The sequence below is a fragment of the Paraburkholderia piptadeniae genome, assembly GCF_900007165.1.
Lineage (GTDB): Bacteria > Pseudomonadota > Gammaproteobacteria > Burkholderiales > Burkholderiaceae > Paraburkholderia > Paraburkholderia piptadeniae.
This window is the reverse complement of sequence record NZ_CYGY02000011.1, coordinates 88,128-104,743: the sequence shown is the minus strand read 5'-3', so window position 1 is coordinate 104,743 and position 16,616 is coordinate 88,128. Positions and strand designations below refer to the sequence as shown.

Below are 16,616 nucleotides of genomic sequence, written 5' to 3'. Positions count from 1 at the left end.
GCCCGATTGACATTCGATTTGAATGCGGGTTTGCCAACGATTCTTGCGCCATGAACGCGAACAGAGTTCGTGGCAGTTGATTTCGGGCGAGGTATGGGTGTGAGACGATCGATGATGGTGGTAGTTAAATCTGGCGGGACCTTGCGACAGCAGTTGGCGCTGGTTGCCTCCGGGAAGCCTATGAGCGCATTTCGGCCCTACCCGACATTGGAGCGGGCCGTGCTCTACTTCAGCAATGTGTCGGATTGCTGACGGTGCCTGCATCGAGCAGCCGGAGGCAGTTTCCTGCATCAGCGAACTCACACTCCCGACCCAAGCCCCAAAGCTGCCCGATGGTTATCTGTAAAGCGGTCGTTCATCAGTCGAATTTCCGGGCTCCGAATCAGCTATTCGGCATTGTTCCAACATATGCTTCGGAGGCGACGACGTTGATCCACTCGCGCTGTACCAGCTCCGATAGTGGTGGTGGGCTAAATGGCTGATCCTTGTTGAACAAGACGTTCACACGGACAAGGTCATCGGAACTAGGCGACGCGCGTCAGCGTCAGACGCGGATGTCCATAGTATACGTAGGCGAGGTAAGTCGATTCCGGCGACGCTTTTGCCTCGTTCCGATATTTCCCGCGTAGCGACCGCAGGATGGCGCCAACTGGCTCGCCGCGTGCCGGTGGCGGCGGCAACGCCCGCTTCCAGAACTCTAGGGCGATGTCGTGCGCCACCTGATCATCCACTTCCCAGAGGGCGCTCAGGACACCGCCGAAGCCGCCACGCAAAGCGTTGCCCGGAAAGCCCCCCATGTCACCGAGCAGTTCGCCGCCGATGCCGAGCATGCAGGCGTTCAGGAACATCAGCGGTTGCAGCACGCCGCCGTACCTGGCCGCGCGAAACACCGTTGAGCGCAATGGCGTGCCGTTCGACAGGAACAATGCCGATGCATCTGGCCGCGCGGGGTCGAAGTCGCCGTGGCCGGCGAAATGCACGGCTTCCACCCCGTCGACGGAAGGAAACAGTCGGCCGAGCGTTCGCTGCAAAAGGTCCCGCACGGCCTCCGAGGTCGCTTCCATTTCGCATGCGGCATGGCTCTTCGCGAGCGCGCGCGCCTCGTCCTCGGCTTTCTTCAGGCGACGCAGGCCGCTCTCAAGCTTGTACCACGCGGCCATTACCGCCAGATTGCGCACGCCAATGCTGGCCACCGGCTGAGCCGACGGTCTGAGTATGCCCGTGGGCGTTACGTAGCTGTCGCCGATGCGCAGCCAGCGCCCGAGCAATGTCTGGCAGCCGAGCCAGCCGGGTTGTGACGCATCGATGGGCGAGTCCATCCACGCCAGTTCCCACGGCACGTAAGGTTCGGCGCTGACGATCAACACCGCGGGCGTTTTTGGCGCGCAGTGCTGCGCGACTTCCGCGATTGCCTGGAACACCTGTGCAGGCAGGCGTTCGGCAATGAGACGCCCATGCGATTCGAGCGTCAGGTCGAGGAGCGCATCGCCGCTTGTCATGCGCACTTCCTCGACGAGTTCCTTCGCAAGCGTCTTGGCGTCCTGACCGAGATCGATATGGAACGGCCCGCGCTCCGTGCGAAGCCGGTGCGGTGAAACGAGCGTGCACACGTATTGTCCGTTTGCCGCGTTGCGGTCGGGCTTGGCGATCTCGATGGTTAGATCGGGGGCGTCGGCATCGCTCGTGAACGAGACAGGCGGCGCTTCGTTTTGCATGCCAGCATTGGTGGACGGCTTCACAATGCGCGACCCGTGCCCATCGACGATCGTGAGCGCCCGGGATGCGATGCCGGTCACGGTGCCCCCGACGACGTAGCGGACTTCGAGCATGGTGAGCAGCGGTTCGGCCGTAGGCGCAACGTCCCCCACGAGTTCGAAAGTGACTTGAGCGTTCGCGATCTTGTCCGGGCGGAACCGCAATGGACGTGTCCATCCGGCGCACGCGCGCACGCCCATTGCCGCTGAGAGTTGCACAGTCATGTCGATCGGCGCGCCATCCTCGGGCGACGGGATGACGACTTGCGCGCCCGCCACGCCAGACTGATTACGGTCGGAAAATCCCACTGTCACCGTGAAAGGTGTGCCAGCGTGCACTATGTCCGGCGCGTCGATGCGCGGCCACGCCTTGACGTTGGCCGGCGTGCGCGGGCGCGGCGGATCGGCCATGGCAGCGCCGGAGAGTACCGCGGCGTCTCGCAGTTGCCGATCTGCTTCGCTGCGTGGGGATTCCACCGGCAGGGACATGTCGACTCTTGGGATGTTGATTTCTGCCGCAATGGCTTCATGACCGTCGAGCACGACCGAATATGGCCCAAGGGTTCCGGCTCTGAACGTGACGACATCCGCTGCGGGTGTTCTCGACCGTGCTAACAAACGCCACAGGTTCACGCTGTGCGGATGAGCCAGACAGATATTGATGACTTCGTCCAAAGGCTTCACGTACCAGCATACATGTGAGCCGTGTTGCGCGCGAATTGCTGCGAGCATTGCATCGAGCGGCCTCCCCCGGAACTTGGCGATTTCCTCGACCGGCTTGCCCGTACGCTTGCTGGCGCGCTTGAGGTATTGTGCCGCGCCGTTATCACCGGGATGTTTCCAGAAGCCGTTCATCGCTAGCCGCTCGAGCACGGCCGCTGGAGACATGCTGGCATCGAGCGTCAAGGCTGGCTTAAGCATGAGCGTGGCTCCGAATCACTAAATTTTTGCCTTGGACGCGCTGCGCCTGCCCGTTCGTGCCCGGGAATCCGTCGGGCCGATGACTTCGCGCGCCAATTGCAGCGATCTCAAGCCTTCATCGGCATGGAAGAGCAGTGTCGTATGCACTTCGCTGATGCGGCCTTGCGCGAAGATGGACATCAGGCTCGCGAGCGCGGTCTCATTGTCGGGATACTCGGAGATCGCCACGCCGTCATATTCGCCGAAGCTATAGAAGAAGTGGTGCAGCGTGCCGCCGAACGCCTCGGTGGCGGCGCGAATTACTTCGGCGCGATCCTCGGGTTCAAGCAGCATCGAACGGATTTGCGCGTCCTTGTAGCGCCATTGATGCAGATAGAAGGGCATGGTGGTGCTCCTTACCGAACGAAGGCGGGCGTGCGCAGTGTGCCTAGGCGCCGACACCGCTGCTGGCTGTGCCGAAACCGGTGCGCACGTGGGGCGCGCGCTCGCGTGGATAGACGCGTCGTACGGACTCCGCAACCGTCGCGCCGATCACGGCGCCAAACACAAGACTGACGAACGGCATGCCGTAACGCACACCAGGACCCAATATCGGCGGCGCATTGTTCAGCGCCATGAGGAGGCGGTCGGCGACCGAGCCGTGATCGAACGCCGCCACGTTCATCATCAGCACGCTCAGGCTGCTCGCGACGATCCACACCAACGACAGCAGTAAGGCGTCAAAGAGCCGCCGCATGCCGGCGCGCGGTGTGCGTCGCCAGCGATGGTCTTGCACCAACCAGCCGACGGCGATGGCCGTGACGCCCGAAAAATGCAGGAAAGGCCACCCGAACGAAAGCCGCACGAGTGCGCCGTGCCAACCGCCCAGAAGTAGCGCGCCGGTCGCCAGATTGACCACGGTGGCAAACAGCGACGCACACACGCCTGCGCCAATGAGAAAGCGCAGAGGTGTGCGCCCGTCGAGACCCGCGTTGGCAAAGCCCCAGCGCTGTTTGGTGAAGATAGTGATGCCGAGTGCCGTCAGCACGATGATGGTGATCATGGCTACGCGCGCCGCGTTGCTTATGTCCTGGATGTGGTGATCATGCTGCGGGATCTGATTCGGCAGGATCAGCGTGACCGACCAGATGCCCGCGTATAGCAACAGCCCGGCCTTGGCTAGCACGCCGAGTGGCGTGGGCCGCAAGTCATCTTCATATTCGAAGCCCATGGCGTGCAGAAGCGCCGCACGCCTCCGCCCGCTCACGTGGCGCACTAGCGCACCGCGAGCGGCAAACAGGCACGCTTCGTCATAGAAGGCGGTAATGTCCTTGCACGCGTCCATGATCAGGTCGTTCACCACGCGACGGGAAATGCCTTGGAATTCGACGATGGGAGCGTTTGCATCGGCGTCACGATCACCACGGAACAGGTGCAACATCTCGCCGATGCACCGGATCGAATCAAATGTGCGGGGGATGCGCAAGGACAACTGATCGAAATGGCATCGCAACGCATAGAACTCGTTGTCCGCCTCGCGCATAAAGAACCTGTAATGGCGGTCGCTTTGCCATCGGCACAGCGCAAGGAACAGCGCGGTGGCGTCCAGAAGCCGTTGCGCGGGAACGTCGAGTCCGGCCCACTCGTCGTCGACATCCACACCGCGCTTGACAAGGAGCCGCTTCGCGTTCTCACGTGTGGCCATGTCGATGGTGAAACGGCCTTCCGCCAACTCCTTGGCCAGGTCGTGGGCTTTCGATGGGATGTCCGCCTGCCGGTGCAGCCACGCGCGCGGATGCCGCATAATCCCAGAGCACGCGCTCAGCGGCATGATGATTCCGAGCCCGATCCACACCGTACCCTGCTCGCCCCAACCGCGCCGCAGCGCGGCGCATACCGCAACGAGCATGATGACATGCAATACGATGTACGCCAGCCATGCGCCGCGGTAGCGCGCGGCCGTCGTGTACGAGCGCGACCAACTCGGTTCGCCGAACACGCGTGACGCGATCAGCAAAACAGGCACCGCGGCTAGCGTGATCTTGAGTTCCCATTGCAGGTCCATTACGATTTCTCCGTCCGAATACTTCGCGGCCAAGCATTCGCTATGCCGGATCGTCCACCCCCAGGAGCTGCCGTAGTTCGGCGCGCGCCTGCGCGTTGCGCGCGGTTTTCTTCACGAGGGGTGCCGAGGAATCTTCACCGGTCGAATCGATTTCGAAACTGGTGCTCGTTTCCGTGCGTGTCAACAGCACCGGAATGCCCCATTCCACGCGCGATTCGAACCGCACATCGCGCCGCGCGCTGGTGATCGCCCGTTCCACGGAGTGGCCGCTGATGAGCGCCCGGTAGAAGCGTTTCGCGAACACGGATGCAGACCCATTGGAGATGGCGAACTGCATTGCCACCACGAGTGGCACGCCCCAACGGACCAGATGCGCCCCAGGGCTCGCGAACGAGGAACCGCGTCCGCTGTCGCAGCAGTTCAGCACGGCGAGGCGCAAGTCGCCGTTGCCTTCGAGTGCATAAGCAAGGTCTTCCGCGTCGACTTTTTCCGGATTGCAGTGGCGGTCTTCCATGAAGATGTAGCCGCGACTGCGCACATTGCCGTCTTCCATTTCTGTATCGGTGCCACCATGTCCGATGAAATGGAACACATGCCAGCGGCCGTCCTGCATCGCGTTGCACAGGTGTTCGCGCGTGCCGCTGGTGAGCCACTCGAAATGAACCTTGGGCTCCAACTTCCTGACAGCTTCTTCGAGTTCAAGCCTCTCCGCGCCGATGTCCAGGTGCTTGCGCCCGGGAATGTTCGGATTAGAGATCATCCCAAGAATGCGCAATGGACCAACGATACGCGAGCTCTTCACTGGGCCGTTGACTTCGAGGAAACGTACGAGCGGCGACAAATCACGCAGGCACAGATAGCTTTGTGGTGTGCCGGGATCGAAGACCGACTCGTCGAAGAGGTACTCCCACGGCAGGAGCGCGAGTTCGGGCGGCTCGACGCCGAGCTTGAGCCGCAGGCCAGCGACCCGCTCCTTCGAGCGCGCGATGTCCATGCTCGATCGAAAGCGACTGGCGATCTGCTCGTTGTCGCGGAAGACGGCGCAAAATACCCGGCTGCCAAAGTCGCGAAGAATCTTTTCCTGACTCGACAGCGGCCCGGCGCGATTGCCTCTGCCATCGATGATCGCGTCTTCCAGGCGCTGAATCAGATCCTCCGCAGTTTCCTCGGAGAGAAAAGGCAAGCGCAATGGCACGCTCGGCGTCGTGCCGGCGGGAGAGTCTCTAACCCTTGCGCGATACACGTCGCCCTCGGTCCAGATATGAAGATCGAAGTCCAGATATACATCTGCCATGTCGAACCTCGCCCCAACGTCCTAAGGATGTCGTCGGCCGCGATCGCGCGTCCTTCGCTTCGCCCCTAGCCAGTGATCAGCACTCTGTGTGTAGCGCCCGGAAATACCCGCTTCTCCTATTGAGCGCATCGCCTCCGCGCGAGCCTGAAGCGGCGAGGAGAACCGGCATGGATACTGCGAGCGGCAACGAAATATAGCCTAGGCGGGAATGCTGAGGTTAAGCGTCAATTAGAAGTATTCTTTCGCCACTTCGTTATCCGAACCGACGTGTTGTCATTACTCGGCCCATGTCCATGCAATTCCAGAACGTCATCACTTCCCAACTCGAGCGCCGACACTTGAAGCGGCTTCCCCGCGTTTAGTGTAAATGGCTTATCGATAGAACGAAGAGCGGGGCGGTGATTTGAAAAACGAAGAGACTGAAGTCGCCGACAGATGTCGGTCGATTGTGCATTGATGAAGCAGAAAGTGGAGGGTTCAGCAAAAGATATCGATGTCTGCGTCAACGAGAGCAATTTGCGGCACCGAAATAAACCTCAGACGAAAGAACCATTGAAAACGGCCCCCACGTTTCCAATCTGGTTCGATGCTGTGAGTTTCACTTGGTGTGCGGCATTTCGATGTGGTGTCCATCCGATACTTTCTCGCGCGACTGTTACCGTTCTTGATGACGCTCCTTTGCGGCCGTTTCTCGCGCAGGAGTGCCAGAAGGGGTGCGCCCAGAGTGGATGGGTGAAGTGACACATCGCCTTCTAGCCGGTGAGCCATTCAACAACTTGCTGACTTGTTCCAGGATGGCCGAAGTAGTTGCAATGATGAACGGCTTCGCTTTGATCAAAGACGATTCGATTCGCTGCTGCGATCGGAAAACCACTCGAAACCATACCCGTCTCATAACACCCGGCAGTCGGCACAACACCGTCGTTCGCCTCCCCGAATACGCCGTTGACGGCTGCACTCGCCGCCTTCCACCCCAATTGCAAAAGAAAACTTGAGCTAGTCGGCTTAAAATCCGAAGCGATCGCGTAATACTCGGTCGAATGATTTGCCTCAGCGTTCAAGCGTTTTAAGTAGTCTCCAGAGGGATACATACTTTTTAGGCCGGGCAGTGCTACCGCGGCGCCGTGATACGCGAGCTTCGCGATCATGAAAAGCGCTTCCGTTCCAATTGTGAATGCATCATCTGGCAAGTCGGTAAACAGGTTTGTGTAATGGTCGAGCATCTCGATACCGTGCTGGCTATCTGTGATTATCGTCCCCCTGTGTGGTGCTGCGACGAATACTGCCCGCCGCACCCGTAGCTTTCTTCCACTGTTCGGGAAATCGCTTTGCCGCTCGGTGAGTTCGCGCCCCAAGAGTCCGCCACGGCTGTGAGTCAGGATATCGATCTCAAGGTCAGTACCCGGCGGCAGCATTTCCAGAAGTCGTTCAACGTTTTGATCGGGCGACTCGTGCAACGTCGGATGATCAAACGCAAACATGCGGCCGCCGTAAAAGGTGCTCAGTCTGTCGCATGTTTCACGTGGCAGTAGTTCAAATCCTGCCCGTGACGTACTAAACGTACCATGTAGCAAAAGCAATGTTCTTCCCCGCAGCAACGCATCGAACGAGACTGGGGTTGGGTCGTCGAATGGGAACCGACGCAGCGCGTAAGGCCGCCGCTTGCGTTCCCAGTCCGATGCAAAGGCTAGCGCACCATGCCCGACGATATCCTCCGTCGCCCATGCAAGCACCCGCACGAGGCGCCGGCCAAATTTGGTCAGCGGCCCCCGTGTTCCAGGCGCGTCTCGCACAGTTGAAGGCAGCATGGCACAGTCGCGCGGCAGCAGGAATTCGAGGTCGGCGCCGCGGCGCTTTGCGGTGAGATCGGAGACTGTCGGGCGAGGGAAGATCCACCGCGATACCCCGGCTTCGTCGGTAAATAGCACTGCATGCGCGACGTCATCCCCAAGCGACGGCATACGAAGCAGTATCGCTGGCTCGCCTTGCTCAGTCACGAAGCCGCCGCCCGCGCGAGTCACTCCGGGTTGTGGGAATCTGTCGATTTGCGTCACCTCCATTTCGAAAGTCTTGGTTACGTGTATCTCCGCGCCAGTCAAGGCGTTCAGCAGCGCAGGCTCAAGTACGCCGCTGCCCGATCGCGTAGCGTTCTCTTCTGCTGTCATCTCAGTGATAGTCCCGTGCACCAAAGGTGCCTGAAGCGCGTAGCCGCCTCGCCCAATTTCGATCGAGGCGGCCCCTCCGCTTAACGTGCGCTGTGTTGCCATGTTCGCCTCCTCAATTCACGTGCCGCTTCATTCGCAAACCCGGGTGGCCATCGTAGATGTACGCCACACGCGCGGATGGAGTCGTCGCGATAGCGGCAACGGCTTTTGCGCAACGCTTCCCTGACCGACAGGTCGCTCGACAATGCATCGAAGTACGCACTCGTGTCCGAAGGAGGGCAGAGAACAACCGGGACCTGTGTTGCAATTTTGCTTCTCTGCCTCATACATACACGCGGCACTAAAAAAATCTCGTACGGGACTAGCTATAGTGTCGGGCGCGCACTTCAGCGGCTGCAACCAGTGCTTGCCGATAAGCAGCTCTTTTGGCTCTGGCCTCCGGCTTCATTTGCTCGCGGTTCTCGCGGCTCTTGTGATATGTCTTCGATTCGATGAAAAGACGCAGGCTCCCGCCCGTGACGGATCCCAGGTTACGGAGGACGGGAGGTTGATTCGGATCGACCCAGAGGATCTGCTGCAGCTCGTTGGTGGTCGGGTCCACCCAGCTGATGTATCCGCCGGGCAGGAGCTGCCGGGGTTTCTTCACCGCTCCCGTGAAACTGTAGCGCGCATCGGGCGTGACATCGGGGTCGTAAAAGTGCGGCGTAATGAAATCAGACACGGCTATACCATCGATCGTGTAAGTGTACGGATCAGCTTCACATGGGTCGCAGGCTTCGACCAGATATTCGAAGCGGCCCGTCCCATCCTGGATTTTGCCGTCGACGATCTCTATCGCATTCGAGGTCTGTAGCCGGTTGCCATTCGGGTCGATGAGCATTTCAATGGTTTCGTGACTCGCATCGACTGCCCACTCGTCACTGCCGGGCGTAACGATCACCTTCGCGTACGGCTGGTTATGACGCGTCATATGGAAGCCGCCTTCGTCGGGGGGCAGGGTTTTGACGAGCTGCACGGGCCACACGCCCTGCGGGATTGTTTTATGGTCGGTGAGGTATGAGACCGAGGCGCTCACTGGCCAATATTTTGGCAGGTCCCGCGTCACCTGAACATTCAGCGCCGCGGCAACCGCGGCCATCATTTGCGTATCGACCGTGCCCGTCGTGTCGACAAGCCCAACTTTCGTTGCCAACATAATTGCCTCCTGTACATCCGGACGGATGAAGCGAACAGCCATGTCGGGCGGATTTCCGCCCGGTATTTCCGCATCGTCACGCGTCGAAAGGCGGCGGGCGATGCAGTTCAATGCGACTGCGGTAGCAAGCAGACAGTCGCTATTTCTCCAGCGCTGCGCGCCTACCAGTTCACCGCGTCGCTCAATGCGGCGCTGCCGGACGATGGCGTATTCAGCGTGCGATTGCCTCCGCCCGGCAGGTTCTCCCATGCCACGCTGCCGTCGGCGTTCTTGCGGTAGCACTTGTATTGGATGGTGCTGGCCGCCGGCAGATTAACGGTATTGCTCCATATCGGGTATGCCTCAGGGTCCACGGGCAAGCCGGGATCGGTGTTCCAGTTGCCTGGTGCATCAGCGTTTCCGGTGACGTACAGGTACTGTCCAGGTTGCGTTTTCGCATTGACCCTGATCGCAATCGAAGCGAGGCCGGGTGCCGGTTCGACCGCGCAGTTGCTGTAGCGCGGCTTGAAGAGCAGATACAACCGGAAGTCCCCCAGTGTTTTTCCGTTCAGTACTTCTAAGGTGACACGTTCGATCAGCGAATTGCGTGTGAGATCCGTGTAGATTGTTTTGCGGACCTGCCAGTCGTGGGCAGCATTGCCCGTTGTGACCTGCCAGCTCATCGTGCGCGGATCGGTTTGTGCCGCGCTGTACGACGCGAGCTTCTCTTCGTCGACGAAGGTGCCGGCGGCATCGCCGATGAGAAACTGAAGGTCGACCGTCTCCGTCGTATCCAGCACCGGGTAATACACCTCCGACACGATTCCACGACACCCGGTGAAATAGATCTGCGAGGAGGGACTGAGTGCAGTGCCGAGAAAGGACTTCTGTGCTGGTCCGTGTATCGCCGCCACGCCCGGACTGCCGAACGCTTCTCCCGCAGCCGTCGCGTGAGCGAGGCTGACCAGCAACGCGGTTGCGGCCGCAGTCGCTGCCCGACGCATGGTTACGAGTCTCATCGCGTCATGTCCTCGGATCGCCGTACTCCCGCAATGTCGATCGGTCAACGCCTGACGCCAGAGGTCAGCTGTCCGATCATGTTACGGATCGAGCGCATCTGAACGCCTTGCTGGTCGGCGAAGTGACTGTCCGTGTAGCCCCACCAGTCCCAGCAGCCGTTCGGGTTGAGTCCGGGAATGGAAACAGCCTGCGGAAACAGCACGACGATCCTGTTGTTGTCCGCCCACTGCGTGTAGCCTGCGTGCCGGACGAACGTCGTGCCATAGAACAGGCCCGCAGACCGCGAGCTGAGCGGCAGATAGTCCTGACCCTGCTCGCAGCCATGCAGCGCGACGTGCAACCGGCAAGATGCACCGGCATCACATGCGTTCGGTACATAGAGCCAGCCGGTAGTATCCATGCCCGTCGTCCAGGTGAAACTCGAAGGGCGGTTCGTGGGCAGATAGCGGGTCTGGTCAAAACGGATGAAGCGACCCTGTCGCGTCGTCGTACCAGGTGGCACGAGCGGGTCGGGACCGTAGATCCACCCAAGTATGTCCTTCGCGCCATCAACATGGCACTTGCCGATAAAGGGTGATTCACTCCTGTCGCACGCGACTCCATAGTTCGCGGTGGGCATCGTATGGCCGGCGTCGGCGAGTTCGACCGTCGAGATGCTTTGCGCCGGCACACCCAGTGCGGCATAGAACTGCTGTAATTGCGTAACGACCGGCGGCGGTACGGTCGCGTCACTCGCGCCCGAGATTGTGATGATGCGTTGCCGCGTGATGTTCGCGATGTCGTCAATGCTGTGACTTGCCGAAGAAGCCCTCGTCAACGAGACGAGCTTCGGCACATCGGTGCTGGTTTGCGAGACCTCGCAGGCGCTGGACGGCTGGATGGTGCACGAGCATCGGGACGTGGCAATCAGAAGGTCATTTTGGGAACAGTAGTATGGACCGGCCGCGACAACCCCCACGCCCTTGATGATCGACGAATAGGCAACTGCCAGTTGCACAGCCATGAATCCGCCTGAGGAGAGTCCGGAGACGGACGTTTCCGAAATGTCAACGTTAAGCGCCGGCAATGGCGGATAGGTGGCTGGACTGCCGTAAGTATGTGCTGACAGCATCGACAACGCGATGGCACGGACGTAAAGAATGACTCTCACGGCTCGTCTCCCATTCGGGTGCATTGCCTGCAGACGCATCGCCGAAAACTTTACTCCACGCCTTGCGTACGGCTGTGCGATCGCGACGCGGAATTCCTTTCGATAGGACGAAGAGCGGGGTGCGCATTTGAAGCCCAATTTCACGCGGTCCCCCCTTGTACCCGACTCGCAGGCAACCAGGTGCACTTGCTCGCAGTCCAGTATGACCGTGCGTAGGCCGAGGCCGTGTGCAAGTTGCTTTTTGCCGTCGAGGCGATATACGCAGAAGATCCGTGTATAGCGTCGTCCGGATGTCGGTGAGGCTCGCCACGAGAACGATGTGCTGCGGGAGTGGCGCTTCTCTATTTTTCCTTATCGCGCCAGCGAGTTCTTTGAGTGCCACGCATCGGCGCTGCGTGCCGCCCGGCCTACGGACCGGTGGTGCCGGACGGCACGCGCCTCACAAGACGAGGTGAGCCCTCATGGCATCAATACGGCGTCGACCACGTGAATCACGCCGTTGGACTGGATCACATTGCTGATCGTGACATGCGCGACGTCGCCCTTGTCGTCGCTGACCGTGAGCCACTTGCCATCGCGGCCGAGCGTGAGGGTGTCGCCTTCGACCGTCGTCAGCGTTGCCTTGCCGCCGCCTTGTTTGATCGCCCGATCGAGATCGCGCACGGTGAGCCGGCCCGGCACCACGTGGTAAGTGAGCAACTTGATCAGGCTGTTCTTGTGTTCCGGCTTGAGCAACATGTCCACCGTGCCGGACGGCAGTGCCGCAAACGCCTTATTGGTCGGCGCGAACACCGTGAACGGCCCGTCGCCCGAAAGCGTGTCCACCAGACCCGCCGCCTTGATCGCGCTGACCAGCGTGGTGTGGTCGCTCGAGTTGACCGCGTTCTGCACGATGTTCCTGCTCGGATACATCGCAGCGCCGCCGACCATCACCGTTTCGTTCGTGGTCGTCGAATCCGCCGCGACTACGGGCGCGCTGAGGCCGAGCGCCAGCGCGAGCGTGAGCGCCGCGCCGATGAATTTCCTGCTGTCGTGAACTCGCATTTTGTCATCTCCGTCGAATGTGGCAGCCTCCGGGATCGGAAGCGGCAGCAGATACGAGCGGAGTGATCGTGCGGATGCGTTCAGGTCCCGCGCACCGCTCCAGTGGCCAGGATCGGGCCGGTGGGCTGCCCGGTAGGCGAGCCGCCGCGCGGTTCCAGCGAGACCGCCAGCACCGCCTGGGTCGTCATGCGCGCCAGTACGTCGCGGGGCAATGCGACTGTGGTGGGTTGATCGGAGGCGATGACGCCGAGCGAGATGGCCTTGGCACCAGGCGGAATCAGCCAGAGTTCGGTCGAACGGCCCGCCGCGACGGCCGTAACGCTTGCCGGGACGACCACGACGCGGGCGCTCCTGAGGTCGACCGTCGCGGTCCAGCGCGCGATGCCACCGCTTGGCGCGATATTGGCAACGAGGTACTCGCCCGCAACCGTCGTTACAGACGACTGACGAATCGACACGACGGTGACCGTCAACAGCGATGCCGCCGCGAGGCTCGCGCCGATCCCAATCCAGCGCCAGAATGGCAGGCTGTCCCACCATCGCGCGCGTGGCTCGGCGTGCACCGGCGTGACGAAACCCAGGTCGGACCGCACGCGGTTCCATACGCGTGCTGGCGGCGCAATTTCACCGATGTCCTCGGCCAGCGGCGCCAAGTGCTGCTGCCAGCGCGCCACTCGCGCGGCAAGACGCGGATCGCGCCGCATCGCAGCTTCAACCTCGCCGCGTTCAGCCACGTCGAGCAGGCCCAGCGCGTACTCGGCGCAACGCAGCTCGTCGTCATCGTGGTCAAAGGACGTGCTCATCGTTCGAGACAGGCTTTGAGCTGCATCAGGCTGCGCCGAATCCAGCTTTTCATGGTGCCCAGCGGCACGCTCGCACGTCCCGCCAGTTCACTATACGTGACGCCGGAGAAAAAGGCCTCACGCACCGCCTTGCGCTGTTGCTCGCCGAGCGCTTCCAGGCAGCGCTCGAGACGCTGCCGCTCCTGACTCTGCTCGGCGATCGCCGCCGGCGACGGATGGTCGTCGACGATATCCGGATCCGCCATATCGTCCAACTGCGCTTCGCGGTGCTGGCGCAGCCGGTCGATCGTGCGGTTGCGCGCCAGGGTCACCAGCCAGGTGATCGCGCTGGCGCGTGACGGATCGAACGTGTCCGCGCGCCGCCACACGGTGGTGTAGACCTCCTGCAGCATGTCTTCGGCCTCGCCGCGATCGCGCAACATCCGCACGCAGACACCAAACAGCTTGGATGACGTGAGGCGATAGAGCTCGGCAAAGGCCGCCTGGTCACCTTGACCCACACACAGCAGAATCCGGTTCAAGCGATCCCGACCGCTGGTGTCCGATTGGCCCAGCGGACCAAGGTCGTCGCCCCCAGTATTGCGTGACGTGTCCATCATGCCTGCAACCGATTGAACGCTGCACGAAAACTGCTCTCGGCTGGCAGTGTATCAGCGAGCCGCGCATTGCAGGCAGTTCCGTTCGCGACACTGCATCCGCCGGATTCGACGGCACGTATATTGGGTGCCAATGGGCAACCATCAAGGAGGCACGCAATGAAATTCATGCTGACATTCACATGGGCCCCGGACGCGCGCGTCCGGGCCGAAGCCATCGAACGATTCCAGAAGACCGGGGGACTGCCGCCCGAAGGCGTCACGTTGCTCGGCAGATGGACGAGAGTCGATCTGAGCGGTGGCTTCGATTTGCTCGAGACAAACGACCCAAAGAAGCTCACCCAGTTCGCCTACATGTGGAGCGACCTGATGGCGCTGCAGATCACGCCTGTCCTTGAGGATCAGCATCTGAGCGAGGTCTTCCAAAGCGCGCCAAAGCAGTAGTCGCGGAAACGCACGCAATGGATTCCCTGCCGGCGGCGGCCATCGGCAACGGTATCAGTAACCTTTTATGTGATGGGTGCAATCATGCGATCGAAGTGGTCCAGACCTGCGACCTGCTCCCGGCCACGGACTTCGAGGCCTATGCGGAATTGACCAGGCAGGTGGTCGCAGCCTTGTTGCGCGCACCGGGCATCGTCGAGATTCGTGCGAACCGCAACCTGTTGGGATCGCCGCAGGTGCGTGCCACGATCGAGTGGCAAAGCCTCGCGGACTGGGCGCGGCAACGGAAGTCGGCGAGTTGGCTGCGTTGGAGCTTGAATCGCGCCGGTGCATGTCCAATGTGCGCGTCGAGATCTGAGGCCCATCGAAGCTTTTGCCCGAACCGGCCCAGGCAGCAGAGTAGAGAGCGGCCGCGTTGCCTGCCGATGATGGCATGGATCGATGTGGCTCTTGACGACCATGTTGTACTCGATGGGCGTGTCGCGGCCGATCCACCGACGTGGGCCGGTCGGGTAGCCGCGCCGCACTGCTGCGGCGCGGCCCCCTAAGAACGGATCATGCGAGTTTCCCAGCATTCCGCTCTAACCTTTCAAAGCTCCATGACTCGAGCCGGTTCCGCATCTGAGAGTTCGGTGGGCGGCCACAATTATGTTGCCGGTCGCATTGATTCGGGCACGTCTCATTGGCGTGGCCTGCCACCGCATTCGCTCCGCAGAGATGCGACGATCCTTTTCGCAGCTGCCCAATTAAGCCGACGATAAGGTTTGAAGCTCTATTCTTCGAGTGCGCGCGCAGAGCTTTCGCTAACCACTTCCGAATGGAGATCGAGCATGTTGCGTTACAGCGCTATCATCACCACGCGTTCCGTTCTCGCCACGACCACGGTGATCGGCCTGCTTGCCGTTGTTCAGGCAGTTGCGTTGCACCGGTGCATGGCGAGTGAATGGGAACGATCGCAAAGCCCCTTCGCGGGAGAGGGCATCCGATCGCCGTCGAGCACATGCAATGTAGCGTCCTACCCCGTGCAACTCGCGGTATTGCTTGAAGGATTCGTGTATCACCCGCTCATCGAACCGGGTGCGCGCGGCCACGTCGATGGCACGCGAACCCGCCTGAGTCCGCAATAATGCGACGATAAGACGACGCTTTCTTATCACGCATTGCTCATCGGATAACGGCGGCGTTTCCCCAAGATTACAAATTGGACATCTAGCGCTTGAGCGGATTGGTTTCGGCTACGCTGCGCGACTGATGCTGGCTCGAAATGGGGCAAGTGTCTATCTTGGGGAATGCCGTAATCGACGGCGAATCAGTTCATTACGCGCGGCCAATACACCGTTATCGAGAACTGTAAAAGGAACATCTATGAGTGGCGCGACGGCTGCCCGAGCGGCTAAAGGCGACACCCGTTTGAAGAGCGAGGCATTGCATTTAATCGTCATTAGTGATGCTAACGAATGTGCTTGAATAGCAAAAAGCACGCACGCCGCAACCTATGGCAACAATCCTTGCAATGGCAAAACCGGAGGGCTGCCGAGGGAGCCGTTGACTGAAGCGCCAACGAAACGGGGCGAGCGCTGGACTCGGCCCCCCGTGCGGCATTCCAATAGCAACGGGCCGGTGTGTGCCCGATCGTCCTTTATTGCGTCTTCACAGGTGCATCGGTCTTCGCGGCAGCGCCATTTGCCTCGTTGCCTGCATCGGCCTTGACCTTCGAGGGCCCCGCCTTGACAGCGTGCGTCTTCTTGCTCACCTTGTGTGCCTTGGTCTTCGCATGCGCGACGGGAATCTTCTTGACGCTGGCTTCACCAGATGCCTTGCCGGCCGTCGTCTTCGTCGCGCCGGCTTGTGCTTCGGTGCCTGCCTTCAGGTCAGCCTTGCCTGCCTGAGTCGCCGTCGTCACAGGGGTCGACGGTGCGGGTGCTGCAGTTTGTGCGAAAGCCGTCGAAACGAGCAGGGCGGAAGCCAGAGCAGCGAACATCGTCTTCATGTGATTCTCCATTTTTTTGCGCCTGAAAAAGTTCGGCGCTGGTCATATAACGCGACATCGACGACATGGGTTGACGCTGAAGAATTTTTCCGTCGTCGGGCGCGTGATGCGCGCGGACACGTCGCGGCGCTTAGAAGAGGGAAGGCTGTTCGGCGGGAGCGGCGTGGCGCCGCATTGTCCCTTCCGGAGCGTCTTGCGGACGGATACACAACGCGCG

14 protein-coding genes and 1 pseudogene are annotated in these 16,616 nt (G+C 60.9%); 2 read left to right on the top strand and 13 right to left on the bottom strand.

Annotated elements, in window-relative coordinates:
- Nucleotides 1-524 precede the first annotated feature (524 nt).
- The 12 genes and pseudogenes from BN2476_RS04950 to BN2476_RS04900 form a co-directional block, all read right to left on the bottom strand.
- Nucleotides 525-2,675: a CHAT domain-containing protein gene (locus BN2476_RS04950; RefSeq protein WP_087733047.1), complete on the bottom strand. Its 2,151-nt coding sequence runs from the start codon at nucleotides 2,673-2,675 to the stop codon at nucleotides 525-527.
- An 18-nt stretch (nucleotides 2,676-2,693) separates the two neighbouring features.
- Nucleotides 2,694-3,059: a GYD domain-containing protein gene (locus tag BN2476_RS04945; protein WP_087733046.1), complete on the bottom strand. Its 366-nt coding sequence runs from the start codon at nucleotides 3,057-3,059 to the stop codon at nucleotides 2,694-2,696.
- 43 nt (nucleotides 3,060-3,102) lie between these two features.
- On the bottom strand, nucleotides 3,103-4,719 hold the full coding sequence (locus BN2476_RS04940) for a hypothetical protein (protein WP_087733045.1): 1,617 nt from the start codon (nucleotides 4,717-4,719) through the stop codon (nucleotides 3,103-3,105).
- Nucleotides 4,720-4,759: 40 nt separating this feature from the next.
- Nucleotides 4,760-5,962 (bottom strand): CHAT domain-containing protein, encoded by a 1,203-nt coding sequence (locus BN2476_RS04935; protein WP_218274500.1) that lies wholly within the window; start codon nucleotides 5,960-5,962, stop codon nucleotides 4,760-4,762.
- Nucleotides 5,963-6,765: 803 nt separating this feature from the next.
- Nucleotides 6,766-8,280 carry an esterase/lipase family protein gene (locus tag BN2476_RS04930; RefSeq protein ID WP_087733043.1) on the bottom strand — a complete coding sequence of 505 codons (1,515 nt, stop codon included), beginning with the start codon at nucleotides 8,278-8,280 and terminating at the stop codon, nucleotides 6,766-6,768.
- A 259-nt stretch (nucleotides 8,281-8,539) separates the two neighbouring features.
- Complete coding sequence (locus BN2476_RS04925) at nucleotides 8,540-9,622, bottom strand: hypothetical protein (protein ID WP_235850697.1); 1,083 nt, start codon at nucleotides 9,620-9,622, stop codon at nucleotides 8,540-8,542.
- Nucleotides 9,535-9,786, bottom strand: coding sequence for a carbohydrate-binding module family 20 domain-containing protein (locus BN2476_RS49900; protein WP_438942860.1), 252 nt, complete (start codon nucleotides 9,784-9,786; stop codon nucleotides 9,535-9,537). Before BN2476_RS49900 ends, BN2476_RS04925 begins: the two co-directional genes overlap by 88 nt.
- Nucleotides 9,787-9,861: 75 nt before the next feature.
- Nucleotides 9,862-10,356: pseudogene (locus tag BN2476_RS49895) on the bottom strand (glycoside hydrolase family 15 protein); the annotation flags it as partial.
- A 59-nt stretch (nucleotides 10,357-10,415) separates the two neighbouring features.
- The gene (locus BN2476_RS04915; protein ID WP_438942859.1) at nucleotides 10,416-11,483 is read right to left on the bottom strand and encodes an extracellular catalytic domain type 2 short-chain-length polyhydroxyalkanoate depolymerase; all 1,068 of its coding nucleotides are present in this window, start codon (nucleotides 11,481-11,483) and stop codon (nucleotides 10,416-10,418) included.
- A 498-nt stretch (nucleotides 11,484-11,981) separates the two neighbouring features.
- Nucleotides 11,982-12,566 (bottom strand): fasciclin domain-containing protein, encoded by a 585-nt coding sequence (locus BN2476_RS04910; protein WP_087733040.1) that lies wholly within the window; start codon nucleotides 12,564-12,566, stop codon nucleotides 11,982-11,984.
- Between the two features lie 80 nt (nucleotides 12,567-12,646).
- A complete protein-coding gene (locus tag BN2476_RS04905) occupies nucleotides 12,647-13,369 on the bottom strand; it encodes an anti-sigma factor (RefSeq protein WP_087733039.1) in 723 nt (240 codons plus the stop codon).
- Nucleotides 13,366-13,968 (bottom strand): sigma-70 family RNA polymerase sigma factor, encoded by a 603-nt coding sequence (locus BN2476_RS04900; RefSeq protein WP_087733038.1) that lies wholly within the window; start codon nucleotides 13,966-13,968, stop codon nucleotides 13,366-13,368. The genes BN2476_RS04905 and BN2476_RS04900 overlap by 4 nt, the downstream gene beginning before the upstream one ends.
- Nucleotides 13,969-14,124: 156 nt before the next feature.
- On the opposite strand from BN2476_RS04900, the gene BN2476_RS04895 reads away from it, so the two are divergent.
- Nucleotides 14,125-14,409: a DUF3303 domain-containing protein gene (locus BN2476_RS04895; RefSeq protein WP_087733037.1), complete on the top strand. Its 285-nt coding sequence runs from the start codon at nucleotides 14,125-14,127 to the stop codon at nucleotides 14,407-14,409.
- Between the two features lie 17 nt (nucleotides 14,410-14,426).
- Entirely contained in the window at nucleotides 14,427-14,957 is a 531-nt protein-coding gene (locus tag BN2476_RS47965; protein ID WP_235850696.1) for an antibiotic biosynthesis monooxygenase family protein, read from the top strand.
- Between the two features lie 1,091 nt (nucleotides 14,958-16,048).
- On the opposite strand, the gene BN2476_RS04880 is transcribed toward BN2476_RS47965, so the two are convergent.
- Entirely contained in the window at nucleotides 16,049-16,399 is a 351-nt protein-coding gene (locus BN2476_RS04880; protein ID WP_087733183.1) for a hypothetical protein, read from the bottom strand.
- Between the last annotated feature and the right edge of the window lie 217 nt (nucleotides 16,400-16,616).

What these genes read in the sequence shown, in the direction of transcription:
- BN2476_RS04950 (WP_087733047.1), bottom strand. Translation starts at nt 2,675, where the DNA reads ATGCTTAAGCCAGCCTTGACGCTCGATGCCAGCATGTCTCCAGCGGCC.
- BN2476_RS04930 (WP_087733043.1), bottom strand. Translation starts at nt 8,280, where the DNA reads ATGGCAACACAGCGCACGTTAAGCGGAGGGGCCGCCTCGATCGAAATT.
- BN2476_RS04905 (WP_087733039.1), bottom strand. Translation starts at nt 13,369, where the DNA reads ATGAGCACGTCCTTTGACCACGATGACGACGAGCTGCGTTGCGCCGAG.
- BN2476_RS04900 (WP_087733038.1), bottom strand. Translation starts at nt 13,968, where the DNA reads ATGATGGACACGTCACGCAATACTGGGGGCGACGACCTTGGTCCGCTG.
- BN2476_RS47965 (WP_235850696.1), top strand. Translation starts at nt 14,427, where the DNA reads ATGGATTCCCTGCCGGCGGCGGCCATCGGCAACGGTATCAGTAACCTT.
- BN2476_RS04895 (WP_087733037.1), top strand. Translation starts at nt 14,125, where the DNA reads ATGAAATTCATGCTGACATTCACATGGGCCCCGGACGCGCGCGTCCGG.
- BN2476_RS04945 (WP_087733046.1), bottom strand. Translation starts at nt 3,059, where the DNA reads ATGCCCTTCTATCTGCATCAATGGCGCTACAAGGACGCGCAAATCCGT.
- BN2476_RS04925 (WP_235850697.1), bottom strand. Translation starts at nt 9,622, where the DNA reads ATGGGAGAACCTGCCGGGCGGAGGCAATCGCACGCTGAATACGCCATC.
- BN2476_RS04910 (WP_087733040.1), bottom strand. Translation starts at nt 12,566, where the DNA reads ATGCGAGTTCACGACAGCAGGAAATTCATCGGCGCGGCGCTCACGCTC.
- BN2476_RS04940 (WP_087733045.1), bottom strand. Translation starts at nt 4,719, where the DNA reads ATGGACCTGCAATGGGAACTCAAGATCACGCTAGCCGCGGTGCCTGTT.
- BN2476_RS04880 (WP_087733183.1), bottom strand. Translation starts at nt 16,399, where the DNA reads ATGAAGACGATGTTCGCTGCTCTGGCTTCCGCCCTGCTCGTTTCGACG.
- BN2476_RS04915 (WP_438942859.1), bottom strand. Translation starts at nt 11,483, where the DNA reads ATGCTGTCAGCACATACTTACGGCAGTCCAGCCACCTATCCGCCATTG.